General features: G+C 67.2%; 12 protein-coding genes and 1 pseudogene. 8 read left to right on the top strand and 5 right to left on the bottom strand.

Features of this window, described 5'->3' with window-relative positions:
* Together DPV74_RS16715 and nth are read left to right on the top strand one after the other, a co-directional pair.
* A pseudogene (locus DPV74_RS16715) lies at positions 1–358 on the top strand (electron transport complex subunit RsxB); the annotation flags it as partial.
* The gene (nth, locus tag DPV74_RS16710; RefSeq protein ID WP_119337592.1) at positions 355–999 is read left to right on the top strand and encodes an endonuclease III; all 645 of its coding nucleotides are present in this window, start codon (positions 355–357) and stop codon (positions 997–999) included. The pseudogene DPV74_RS16715 and the gene nth, both read left to right, overlap by 4 nt.
* A gap of 143 nt (positions 1,000–1,142) precedes the next feature.
* Here the strand turns inward: nth and DPV74_RS16705 are convergent, their stop codons facing one another.
* Positions 1,143–2,072, bottom strand: coding sequence for a DMT family transporter (locus DPV74_RS16705; RefSeq protein ID WP_060085995.1), 930 nt, complete (start codon positions 2,070–2,072; stop codon positions 1,143–1,145).
* Between the two features lie 272 nt (positions 2,073–2,344).
* Between DPV74_RS16705 and DPV74_RS16700 the strand changes: the two genes are divergently transcribed.
* Positions 2,345–2,779, top strand: a complete 435-nt coding sequence (locus DPV74_RS16700) for a DUF1841 family protein (RefSeq protein ID WP_027786805.1) — start codon at positions 2,345–2,347, stop codon at positions 2,777–2,779.
* Positions 2,780–2,878: 99 nt separating this feature from the next.
* On the opposite strand, the gene DPV74_RS16695 is transcribed toward DPV74_RS16700, so the two are convergent.
* A complete protein-coding gene (locus DPV74_RS16695; RefSeq protein WP_027786804.1) occupies positions 2,879–3,238 on the bottom strand; it encodes a cytochrome c in 360 nt (119 codons plus the stop codon).
* 38 nt (positions 3,239–3,276) lie between these two features.
* Positions 3,277–3,636 (bottom strand): c-type cytochrome, encoded by a 360-nt coding sequence (locus tag DPV74_RS16690; RefSeq protein WP_021158557.1) that lies wholly within the window; start codon positions 3,634–3,636, stop codon positions 3,277–3,279.
* Between the two features lie 235 nt (positions 3,637–3,871).
* Between DPV74_RS16690 and DPV74_RS16685 the strand changes: the two genes are divergently transcribed.
* From DPV74_RS16685 to DPV74_RS16665, 5 genes are all read left to right on the top strand, one after another.
* On the top strand, positions 3,872–4,714 hold the full coding sequence (locus tag DPV74_RS16685; RefSeq protein ID WP_021158556.1) for a MoxR family ATPase: 843 nt from the start codon (positions 3,872–3,874) through the stop codon (positions 4,712–4,714).
* A gap of 27 nt (positions 4,715–4,741) precedes the next feature.
* Entirely contained in the window at positions 4,742–5,917 is a 1,176-nt protein-coding gene (locus tag DPV74_RS16680; protein WP_034190734.1) for a VWA domain-containing protein, read from the top strand.
* A 55-nt stretch (positions 5,918–5,972) separates the two neighbouring features.
* Positions 5,973–7,184 carry a benzoate/H(+) symporter BenE family transporter gene (locus DPV74_RS16675; protein WP_059697979.1) on the top strand — a complete coding sequence of 404 codons (1,212 nt, stop codon included), beginning with the start codon at positions 5,973–5,975 and terminating at the stop codon, positions 7,182–7,184.
* A gap of 156 nt (positions 7,185–7,340) precedes the next feature.
* Positions 7,341–8,294, top strand: a complete 954-nt coding sequence (tal, locus tag DPV74_RS16670) for a transaldolase (RefSeq protein ID WP_027786801.1) — start codon at positions 7,341–7,343, stop codon at positions 8,292–8,294.
* 220 nt (positions 8,295–8,514) lie between these two features.
* Complete coding sequence (locus DPV74_RS16665) at positions 8,515–8,970, top strand: VOC family protein (RefSeq protein ID WP_027786800.1); 456 nt, start codon at positions 8,515–8,517, stop codon at positions 8,968–8,970.
* 61 nt (positions 8,971–9,031) lie between these two features.
* On the opposite strand, the gene mctP is transcribed toward DPV74_RS16665, so the two are convergent.
* Positions 9,032–10,582, bottom strand: coding sequence for a monocarboxylate uptake permease MctP (gene mctP, locus DPV74_RS16660; RefSeq protein ID WP_059697981.1), 1,551 nt, complete (start codon positions 10,580–10,582; stop codon positions 9,032–9,034).
* Positions 10,579–10,821, bottom strand: coding sequence for a DUF3311 domain-containing protein (locus tag DPV74_RS16655; protein ID WP_027786798.1), 243 nt, complete (start codon positions 10,819–10,821; stop codon positions 10,579–10,581). The genes mctP and DPV74_RS16655 overlap by 4 nt, the downstream gene beginning before the upstream one ends.
* Positions 10,822–10,880 lie beyond the last annotated feature (59 nt).

Below are 10,880 nucleotides of genomic sequence, written 5' to 3'. Positions count from 1 at the left end.
GGCCGCACGCCGCGCGGCCAGCGCCGCGAAGCCGGCCGCGGCCTCCGCGGGAACGCCATCCGCCGCACCGGCTGCGGATGACGCCGAAGCGAAGAAGCGCGCGATCATCGCCGCCGCGCTCGAGCGTGCGCGCAAGAAGAAGGAAGAACTGTCCGGGCAAGGTGCCGGGCCGAAGAACACCGAAGGCGTGAGCGCGGCCGTCCAGGCGCAGATCGACGCCGCCGAGGCGCGCCGCAAGCGGCTCGCGGAACAGCAGGCCCAACGCGACGCCGAAGCGGCGGCCGCGAGCGGCAACGACGAAGAAAACGACGCAGGCAACGACGGCCCGTCCGCACCGCCCGACCAGAACGCTCCATGAACGCCAGCAAACGACGCGCGATCTACGAAACGCTGCAGAGCCTCAATCCGCATCCGACCACCGAGCTCGAATACTCGACGCCGTTCGAGCTGCTGATCGCCGTGATGCTGTCCGCTCAGGCGACCGACGTATCGGTCAACAAGGCGATGCGGAAGATGTTTCCGGTCGCGCACACCCCGCGACAAATCGTCGCACTCGGCGAAGAAGGCGTCACCGAGTACATCAAGACGATCGGCCTGTACCGGACCAAGGCGAAGAACGTGGTCGCGACGTGCCGGATCCTGCTCGACCGCTACGACGGCGAGGTGCCGGCCGATCGCGAAGCGCTGGAAGGCCTGCCTGGCGTCGGCCGCAAGACCGCGAACGTCGTGTTGAACACCGCGTTCGGCCAGCCGACGATCGCGGTGGACACGCACATCTTCCGCGTCGCGAACCGCACGGGGCTCGCGCCGGGCAAGGACGTGCGCGCCGTCGAGGCCGCGCTCGAGAAGTTCACGCCGAAGGAGTTCCTGCAGGACGCGCATCACTGGCTGATCCTGCACGGGCGCTACGTGTGCAAGGCCCGCAAGCCCGAATGCTGGCATTGCGCGATCGAGCCGCTGTGCGAATTCAGGCCGAAGACCCCGCCGCCCAACGAGTGACGCGCAACCGCGGCCGGCCTGCCGCAAGCCGCCGGACGCCATGCGGCCCGACGCTCGACGCACGCCCCACCGGCCGCCCTCCGCCGGCAAACCGCGGCCGCGACAGCGCGTAGCCATCCGCGCCGCCGCTTTCCCCTTCCCGACTATGCGTTGGAGGTCGCGGTCGCATCGTCGGCCGCCGCGCCGCCCGCGCGCACCAGCGCCAGCACGGCAGCCAGGATCGCGACGCCGCCCGCCCACTGCAGCGGCGACAGCGCCTCGCCGAACAGCAACGCCGCCAGCGCGACCGTCACGACCGGTTCGAGCGTCGACAGCATCGACGTGCGCGCGGCCCCAAGCCGTTCGAGCCCCGCAAAGAACGCGATCATCGCCGCGACCGTCGACACGAGTGCGATCGCAAGCATCGACGCCCAGCCGCCGGCCGTCGCGGGCCAGCGCGGCGGCGCGCCGAACGCCGTGGTCCGCACGACGGCGATCGCCACGAGCGTCGCGGTCGCCGACAGGCAGATGATCGCGGTGGTCGCGAGCGGATCGACGCCGCGCGTCGCCTTCGTGCCGCCGACGATGTACAGCGAATAGATCACCGCGGCGGCCAGCGCGAGCGCGATCCCGAGCGGCTCGCCATGCCCGCCGCCGACCATCAGCGCCGAACCCGCGACGCACAGCACCAGTGCGACGGCCTTCGCGCGCGTGAGGTGCTCGCCGAGCCACCACGCGGCCAGCAGCGTGACGAAGGCCGGATACAGGTACAGCAGCAGCGCGACAAGGCTCGCCTGCGCGTGCTGCAGCGCGCTGAAGTAGCAGAACGACTGCCCGACGTAGCCGAGCGCGCCCATCGCCACGAGCGGCGCGAGCGCGCGCCCGCGCGGCCACGTGACGCGGCGATGCCGTGCGATCGCGGCGAGCACCGCGCCGCCGATCGCGAAGCGCACGATCAGCAGCCCGAGCACGTCGACACCGGCCGCATACGCGTAGCGGCCGAAGATCGCCATCGCGCCGAACGCGGCGGCGGATAGCGCGACGTAGAGCGTGCCCTGCAGGGCTGCGGACGATGGGCGGGCGGTGGCGGTCATGACGGAACGGATGAGAACGGTGCGGTGACGGGAAGCGTTGGAGTGTAACGGCGCGGCGGCCGCGAGCCTAGCCCGCGCTTACCACACGCTTACCCGTTACCCGGCACCGGCGGCGCACGCCACCGGCCCGCGCCGCTCACCCGCAAGGCCCGCGGAACCCCCGCCGCTGCGGCCACGCGATCGCGCCAAACCCGCCGCCTGCGCCGCCCGCCGACCCGGCGTACAATGCGCGACGCGGCATCCAGCCGTCCGAATCACGACGTTTCCCCACCATGTTCAATCCAAGCCGCGACGAAGTGCGTCGCTTTTTCACCGAGACCTGGCGCAAGCAGCGCGCCGGCGAGATCCTGACGCCACTGGAAGCGATGGCAGCCGACTGGATCGTCGAGCATCCCGAATACCACGACGAACTCGCCGACGCCGATGGCGCCACCGCGCGCGAGTACACGCCCGAGGAAGGCCGCACGAACCCGTTCCTGCACCTGTCGATGCATCTCGCGATCAGCGAGCAGCTGTCGATCGACCAGCCGCCCGGCATCCGCGCCGCGCACGACAAGCTCGCGGCGAAGCTCGACTCGACCCACGACGCGCAGCACGTGATCATGGAATGCCTCGGCGAGACGATCTGGGAAGCCCAGCGCACGAACACGCCGCCCGATACCGACGCGTACCTGCAGCGCATCCTGCGCCGCGCATCGCGCGACTGAGCGCCGCCGCGGCGCCCCGCGGGCGCCGGCGCGCGGGCAAAAAAATACCCCGCCAGGGCGGGGTATCCTTGCTGCGCGGGCCCGCCGGGCCCGTCGCGCTTACTTCTTGAACACGAGATCGGTCTCTTTCAGCGACTCGATGTAGGCCGCGATGTCCTTCATGTCGCTGACCGACAGGCTCTGCACCTGTGCCTGCATGATCGCGTTGTTGCGACCGAGCAGCGGATTCGTCAGGCCCATCTGGTACTGGCGCATCGCCCACACGAGGTAGTCGGCGTGCTGGCCGGCGAGGCGCGGATATTCGGCGTTGATCGGCTTGTTCATCTGCGCGCCGTGGCAGGCCGCGCAGTTGTGCGATTCGACCAGTTCCTTGCCCTTCGTGATGTCCGCCGCGTGCGCGGTACCGATCGCGAGGCCGGCCGCCAGTGCAACCGCCGCCGTCTTGAATGCGTTGTTCATGAATGCTCCTGTCCCGCCGAGAGATCGGCGGCGCGCGCTTACTTGTAGGGGTTGTCCTTCGAGTCGGCCTTCTGGGCGGCGTAGTACGCCGACAGATCCGCGATGTCCTGGTCCGTCAGCGAACCGGCGATCGCATTCATCGACGGGAAGTGACGATCCTTCTTGCGGTAGGCCTTCAGCGCGTTCTCGAGGTATTGCTGGTTCTGGCCGCCGAGGACAGGCACCCGGTAGACCTCCGGGTACGCCGCGCGGTAGTCCTGGATGCCGTGGCAACCGATGCACATGGCGACCTTGCTCGCCCCGTCCTTCGGGTTGCCGACCACACCGGCCGCCTGCGCGCTGCCCGCGAGCGCCACGAGCGCTGCGACAACGACGTGTTTGCCGACGAATTTGTTCATAGCTCTTGTAACCTAGCTTGAGGGGAAACTGGCGCCGAAGCGGCAACGGCCCGCGCCGTTTTGCTTGTCGGTCGCCACGCAGGCCAAAAAAAACGGCCAGATTGTACCGCGTCGGCGGGGAACCCGTCCACAAGGCGCCCCCGCCACAGTCCCGCAACGATACGCGGGCGCGGCCCAACCGGACAGCCCTTCTGACTTATACTGGGTTTTTTTCGCGATTGAGAAGAGCGCCGCCATGCGTTTCGAAGGGTCCTCGCACTACGTCGCCACCGACGATCTGAAGCTCGCGGTCAATGCCGCGCTGACGCTGCAACGCCCGCTGCTGATCAAGGGCGAGCCCGGCACCGGCAAGACCATGCTCGCCGAGGAAGTGGCCGCCGCGCTCGACATGCCGCTGCTGCAGTGGCACATCAAGTCGACCACCAAGGCGCAGCAGGGCCTGTACGAATACGACGCCGTGTCGCGGCTGCGCGATTCGCAGCTCGGCGACGAGCGCGTGAAGGACATCTCGAACTACATCGTCAAGGGCGTGCTGTGGCAGGCGTTCGATGCCGAGCACCCGAGCGTGCTGCTGATCGACGAGATCGACAAGGCCGACATCGAATTCCCGAACGACCTGCTGCGCGAGCTCGACCGGATGGAATTCCACGTGTACGAGACGCGCGAGACGGTCCGCGCGAAGCACCGCCCGCTCGTCATCATCACGTCGAACAACGAGAAGGAGCTGCCCGACGCGTTCCTGCGCCGCTGCTTCTTCCACTACATCCAGTTCCCCGACCCGTCGACGATGCAGAAGATCGTCGCGGTGCACTTCCCCGACATCCGCGAGGAGCTGCTGCGCGCGGCGCTCGAGAGTTTCTTCGAATTGCGCGGCGTATCGGGCCTGAAGAAGAAGCCGTCGACGTCCGAGCTGCTCGACTGGCTGAAGCTGCTGCTCGCCGAGAACATCCCGGCCGACGCGCTGCGCGGCGCGGACGCGAAGCAGATCGTGCCGCCGCTCGCGGGCGCGCTGCTGAAGAACGAGCAGGACCTGAGCCTGCTCGAGCGGCTCGTCTACATGAACCGGCACAACCGGTAATCCCCCCTCACCCGCGAAGGCCCGGCCATGCTGCTCAATTTCTTCTACGCGCTGCGCGCAGCCAAGCTGCCCGTCTCGGTGAAGGAATACCTGACGCTGCTCGAATCGCTGAAGGCCGGGCTGATCTCGCCGTCGATCGACGCGTTCTACTTCCTCGCACGGATGACGCTCGTCAAGGACGAGCAGTACTTCGACAAGTTCGACCAGGCATTCGGCGCGTATTTCCACGGCGTGTCCGCGCTGCCGTCCGAAGCGTTCGACATTCCGCTCGACTGGCTCGAAAAGCGCCTCGAGCGCGAGCTGTCGCCGGAGGAGAAGGCGCAGATCGAGGCGATGGGCGGGCTCGACAAGCTGATGGAGCGCCTGAAGGCGCTGCTCGACGAGCAGAAGGAGCGCCACGAAGGCGGCAACAAGTGGATCGGCACCGGCGGCACGTCGCCGTTCGGGCACGGCGGCTACAACCCGGAAGGCGTGCGCATCGGCGGCCCGTCGAACGGCAACCGCACCGCGGTCAAGGTGTGGGAGGCGCGCGCATACCGCGACTACGACGATTCCGTCGAGATCGGCACGCGCAACATCAAGGTCGCGCTGCGGCGGCTGCGCCGCTTCGCGCGCGAAGGCGCGGCCGAGGAGCTCGACCTGCCCGGCACGATCCGCAGCACCGCCGCGAACGCGGGCTGGCTCGACCTGCGGATGGTGCCCGAGCGCCACAACAACGTGAAGGTGCTGATGCTGCTCGACGTCGGCGGCTCGATGGACGATCACATCAAGCGCACCGAAGAGCTGTTCTCGGCCGCGAAGGCCGAATTCAAGCACCTGGAGTTCTTCTACTTCCACAACTGCGTGTACGACCACCTGTGGAAGAACAACCGCCGCCGCCACTCGGAACGCACCGCGACGTGGGACGTGCTGCACAAGTTCACGCCCGACTACAAGCTGATCTTCGTCGGCGACGCGACGATGAGCCCGTACGAAGTGCTGCAGCCCGGCGGCTCGGTCGAATACAACAACCCGGAAGCCGGCGCCGTGTGGCTGCGCCGCCTCGCCGACCAGTTCCCCCATCATGCATGGCTGAACCCGGAGCCCGAGCGGCTATGGGAATACCGGCAATCGGTCGCGGTGATCCGCGACCTGCTCGGCCATCGCATGTATCCGCTCACGCTCGCGGGCCTCGAAACCGCGATGCGCGCGCTCAGCAAGTAACGACACCCACCAAGACACGAAGGTCGCCTCCGAGCGGCCTCCCCCCGGAGATAGCATGAACCCCTCGCCCACCGCGAGCGCCAGCCGCGCCGGCGGCCGCCGTTTTTTTGCCGATACGTCCGTGTCCGCGCTCGTCGCCGGCTTCGTCGCGATGATGACCGGCTACACGAGCTCGCTCGTGCTGATGTTCCAGGCCGGCCGCGCCGCCCACCTCACCGATGCGCAGATCTCGTCGTGGATCTGGGCGCTGTCGATCGGCATGGCGCTGACGACGATCGGCCTGTCGCTGCGTTTTCGCGCGCCCGTCGTCGTCGCGTGGTCGACGCCCGGCGCCGCGCTGCTGATCGCGTCGCTGCCCGGCGTGCCCTACCCGGAGGCGATCGGCGCGTTCGTCGTCTGCGCGGTGCTGCTGACGGCCGTCGGCGTGAGCGGGCTGTTCGACACGCTGATGCGCAAGATTCCGGCCGGCATCGCCGCCGCCCTGCTCGCGGGCATCCTGTTCGAGATCGGCATCGAGATCTTCCGCGCCGCGCAGTTCCAGACCGCGCTCGTGCTCGCGATGTTCTTCACGTACCTGATCGTCAAGCGGCTCGCGCCGCGCTATGCGATTCCGACGACGCTGATCGTCGGCACGGCGGTGGCCGGCGGCCTCGGCCTGCTCGACTTCAGCGGCTTTCACATCGCGTTCGCGAAGCCCGTGTTCACGATGCCGGCGTTCTCGATCGCGTCGATCGTCAGCATCGGCATTCCGCTGTTCGTCGTCGCGATGGCGTCGCAGAACGTGCCGGGCATCGCGGTGCTGCGCGCGGACGGTTATCAGACCCCGTCGTCGCCGCTGATCGCGACCACCGGCCTCGCATCGCTGCTGCTCGCGCCGTTCGGCTCGCACGGCGTGAACCTCGCGGCGATCACGGCCGCGATCTGCACGGGCCCGGAAGCGCACGAGGATCACGCGAAGCGTTACACGGCCGCCGTGTGGTGCGGCATGTTCTACCTGGTCGCCGGCGTCTTCGGCGCGACGATCGCCGCGCTGTTCGCGGCGCTGCCGAAGGCGCTCGTCGTGTCGGTCGCCGCGCTCGCGTTGTTCGGCTCGATCATGAGCGGCCTCGCGAACGCGATGCAGGACGTGAAGCAGCGCGAAGCCGCACTCGTCACGTTCATGGTCACCGCGTCGGGCCTCACGCTGCTGTCGATCGGCTCGGCCTTCTGGGGGCTCGTCGCGGGGATCGTCACGCAGGTGATCCTGAACGCGCGCCGCCCCGCGTAATGCGGCACGGCGCTCGCCGGACATGCCAAAACGTGCTCGACGCGAATCGGGCCTAGAATGATGGCTTGGAAGCGGCGCCCGGCGCCGCTTCGCTTCGCCGCCGCGCTCGCGCGGCCCGTGAGAACCCGGCGCCTTGCGCCCTTCTTCCGAATCGCCATGACTACCGCACTCGACCAGCTGAAGCAGTACACGACCGTCGTCGCCGACACGGGCGATTTCCAGCAGCTTGCGCAATACCAGCCGCAGGACGCGACCACGAACCCTTCGCTGATCCTGAAGGCCGTCCAGAAGGACGCGTACAAGCCGATCCTCGAGAAAACCGTCCGCGATCATCGCAACGAAAGCACCGACTTCATCATCGACCGCCTGCTGATCGCATTCGGCACCGAGATCCTGAAGCTGATCCCGGGCCGCGTGTCGACCGAGGTCGACGCGCGCCTGTCGTTCGACACCCAGCGCTCGATCGACAAGGGCCGCGAGCTCATCAAGCTGTACGAAGCAGCCGGCATCGGCCGCGAGCGCATCCTGATCAAGCTCGCGTCGACGTGGGAAGGCATCCGCGCGGCCGAAGTGCTGCAGAAGGACGGGATCAAGTGCAACATGACCCTGCTTTTCTCGCTCGTGCAGGCCGCCGCCTGCGCGGAAGCCGGCGCGCAGCTGATCTCGCCGTTCGTCGGCCGCATCTACGACTGGTTCAAGAAGCAGGCCGGCGCGGAGTGGAATGAAGAGAAGGACGGCGGCGCGAACGATCCGGGCGTGCAGTCGGTGCGCCGCATCTACACGTACTACAAGACGTTCGGCTACAAGACCGAAGTGATGGGCGCGAGCTTCCGCACGACCAGCCAGATCACCGAACTCGCCGGCTGCGACCTGCTGACGATCAGTCCCGATTTGCTGCAGAAGCTGCAGGACAGCAACGAGACGGTCACGCGCAAGCTGTCGCCGGAAGCGCTGCACGACAAGCCCGCCGCGCGCGTCGCGATCGACGAGGCAGCGTTCCGCTTCCAGCTGAACGACGACGCGATGGCAACCGAAAAGCTCGCCGAAGGCATCCGCGTATTCGCCGCCGATGCGGTGAAGCTCGAGAAGCTGATCGACTCGCTGCGCTGAGCCGCGATACGCGTCAGCAGCTGTCGGCAAGCGCGACGCACACGGCCGCGAACGTCATGTTCGCGGCCGTTTTTATTTTTCATTCCATCGTCAAGCACGCGCACTACAATCCACGTCACGGGTGCGGCGGCCGCCTCCCGATGCCCCCCTTTTCCCGGTCAGTCTTGTTCGACGCCGAACCCGCGCAGATGCGCAGGCCGGCTCATCACAGGAGACAACGATGCAAGTTCAACCGTACCTGACGTTCTACGGTCGTGCCGACGAAGCCCTTCAGTTCTACGAAAAGGCACTCGGTGCGAAGACGATGTTCAAGATGCACTTCAAGGACGCGCCGCCGAATCCCGACTACCCGATGGCACCGGAGATGGGCGACAAGGTGATGCATGCGAGCTTCACGATCGGCGACTCGATGATCATGTGCTCGGACGGCGACTGCAGCCAGCCGGCAGGCGCCGCGCACGCCGGCTATTCGCTGTCGCTGAACCCGGAGACGGTCGAGGAAGGCCAGAAGCTGTTCAATGCGCTCGCCGACGGCGGCGAAGTGACGATGCCGTTCGGCAAGACGTTCTGGGCGCTCGGCTTCGGGATGGCCAAGGATCGCTTCGGCGTGCACTGGATGGTCAACGTCGAAGACCTGTCGCAGCGCGAGGAGCTCGCGAAACGCGCGCAGGGCTGACGCAGGAAAACGCCCGCCACCTCACGGTGGCGGGCGTTTTCGTTACCGCGCGTCGTCCGCCTCAGCCTTCGACGACGTCGAGATAGTCCTCCGGCCGCGTGCGATCCTCCGCATGCGCCATGCCCATCACGCGCACCAGCACGCTCACCACCACCGCCACCACCAGGTTCACGATCAGCGACCACACGGCCGCGTAGCCGGGAATCGCGAGACCGAACAGGTGGATCGTGAAGATCGATCCGGCCAGCTTCAGCGAAATCGCCATCCACGTGCCGCACACGATGCCGGCCGCCCAGCCGGCCAGCAGGCCGCGATGGTCGAGCACGCGCGTGTAGAGGCCGAGCACGATCGCGGGGAGCGTCTGGATGATCCAGATCCCGCCGAGCAGTTGAAGCTGGATCGCATAGGTCAGCGGCAGCCCGAGGATGAACGCGACCGCGCCGACCTTCACGATCAGCGACACAAGCTTCGCGACGTGCGTCTCCTGCTCGTGCGACATGTTGCGGTTCACGAACTCGCGGTGAATGTTGCGCGTGTACAGGTTCGCGGCCGCGATCGACATGATGGCCGCAGGCACCAGCGCGCCGATGCCGATCGCCGCGAACGCGACGCCGACGAACCACGACGGGAAATACTCGAGGAACAGCGCGGGCACCGCGAAGTTCGGGCCGAACGCCTTGAAGTAAGGCGCGTACTGCGGCATGTCCTTCACGCCCGCCGCAAGCGCCATGTAGCCGAGCAGCGCGAGCAGGCCGAGCACGAACGAGTACGCGGGCAGCATCGCCATGTTGCGGCGGATCGAGTTGCCGGACGACGACGACAGGATCGCCGTGACCGAGTGCGGATACAGGAACAACGCGAGCGCCGAGCCGATCGCGAGTGTCGCGTACGCGCTGTAGCCGTTCAGGCTCATCGCGTCGGGCGCCTTCAGCAGCAGCTTGGCCGGCGGCACGCTCGCGAAGATGTGTCCGAAGCCGCCGAGCTTCGCCGGGATCACGATGACCGCCGCGGCGATCGTGATGTAGATCAGGATGTCCTTGACGATCGCGATCATCGCGGGCGCGCGCAGGCCTGACGTGTACGTGTACGCGGCGAGGATCGCGAACGCGATGATCAGCGGCAGGTCGCCGACGAAGCCGGTCGTGTCGAAACCGAGCGCGCCGATCACCACTTCGATGCCGACGAGCTGCAGCGCGATGTACGGCATCGTCGCGAGGATGCCCGTCACCGCGATCGCGAGCGCGAGCATCCGGCTGCCGTAGCGCGCGTTGACGAAGTCGGCGGCCGTCACGTAGCCGTGCCGCTTCGCGATGCTCCACAGCTTCGGGAACACGACGAACGCGAACGGATAGATCAGGATCGTATAGGGCAGCGCGAAGAAACCCATCGCGCCGGCGCCGAACACGAGCGCGGGCACCGCGACGAACGTGTACGCCGTATAGAGGTCGCCGCCGAGCAGGAACCACGTGACGATCGTGCCGAAGCGGCGTCCGCCGAGGCCCCACTCGTCGAGATGGGCGAGATCGCCGCGCCGCCAGTTCGCGGCCAGGAAACCGATGATCGTGACGCCGATGAACAGCAGGACGAAGACGAAGGTTGCGCCGAGATTCATCGTGCACCTCCCTGCGGGCCGCTCGCCTTCCACGCGTTCTTGGTCTTGAAGTACACGAACGCGGTGATCACCGCGCTGATGAAGACCCAAAGCAGCTGGTACCAGTAGAAAAACGGAAAACCGAACACCTGCGGTTCGATCTTGCTGTACGACGGTACCCAGACCATCGCGATCAACGGCAGTACCAGCAGCCAGAGCCAGCGCTTGGCGGCCCGGTTGGCGTCGGCATCGTGAGCCATGACGTCTCCTCTTCTTTCCCGGTTATCGATCTTGTTGAGCGGGTACGGCGCCGAGAGGA

It is taken from the genome of Burkholderia sp. HAN2018, from assembly GCF_024704855.1.
Classification (GTDB): domain Bacteria; phylum Pseudomonadota; class Gammaproteobacteria; order Burkholderiales; family Burkholderiaceae; genus Burkholderia; species Burkholderia cepacia.
Note: the sequence above shows the minus strand (reverse complement) of the source record. Positions and strands in the feature narration are given on the sequence as shown.

What these genes read in the sequence shown, in the direction of transcription:
- DPV74_RS16680 (WP_034190734.1), top strand. Translation starts at nt 4,742, where the DNA reads ATGCTGCTCAATTTCTTCTACGCGCTGCGCGCAGCCAAGCTGCCCGTC.
- mctP (WP_059697981.1), bottom strand. Translation starts at nt 10,582, where the DNA reads ATGAATCTCGGCGCAACCTTCGTCTTCGTCCTGCTGTTCATCGGCGTC.
- DPV74_RS16690 (WP_021158557.1), bottom strand. Translation starts at nt 3,636, where the DNA reads ATGAACAAATTCGTCGGCAAACACGTCGTTGTCGCAGCGCTCGTGGCG.
- DPV74_RS16685 (WP_021158556.1), top strand. Translation starts at nt 3,872, where the DNA reads ATGCGTTTCGAAGGGTCCTCGCACTACGTCGCCACCGACGATCTGAAG.
- DPV74_RS16700 (WP_027786805.1), top strand. Translation starts at nt 2,345, where the DNA reads ATGTTCAATCCAAGCCGCGACGAAGTGCGTCGCTTTTTCACCGAGACC.
- DPV74_RS16695 (WP_027786804.1), bottom strand. Translation starts at nt 3,238, where the DNA reads ATGAACAACGCATTCAAGACGGCGGCGGTTGCACTGGCGGCCGGCCTC.
- DPV74_RS16665 (WP_027786800.1), top strand. Translation starts at nt 8,515, where the DNA reads ATGCAAGTTCAACCGTACCTGACGTTCTACGGTCGTGCCGACGAAGCC.
- tal (WP_027786801.1), top strand. Translation starts at nt 7,341, where the DNA reads ATGACTACCGCACTCGACCAGCTGAAGCAGTACACGACCGTCGTCGCC.
- DPV74_RS16675 (WP_059697979.1), top strand. Translation starts at nt 5,973, where the DNA reads ATGAACCCCTCGCCCACCGCGAGCGCCAGCCGCGCCGGCGGCCGCCGT.
- nth (WP_119337592.1), top strand. Translation starts at nt 355, where the DNA reads ATGAACGCCAGCAAACGACGCGCGATCTACGAAACGCTGCAGAGCCTC.
- DPV74_RS16705 (WP_060085995.1), bottom strand. Translation starts at nt 2,072, where the DNA reads ATGACCGCCACCGCCCGCCCATCGTCCGCAGCCCTGCAGGGCACGCTC.
- DPV74_RS16655 (WP_027786798.1), bottom strand. Translation starts at nt 10,821, where the DNA reads ATGGCTCACGATGCCGACGCCAACCGGGCCGCCAAGCGCTGGCTCTGG.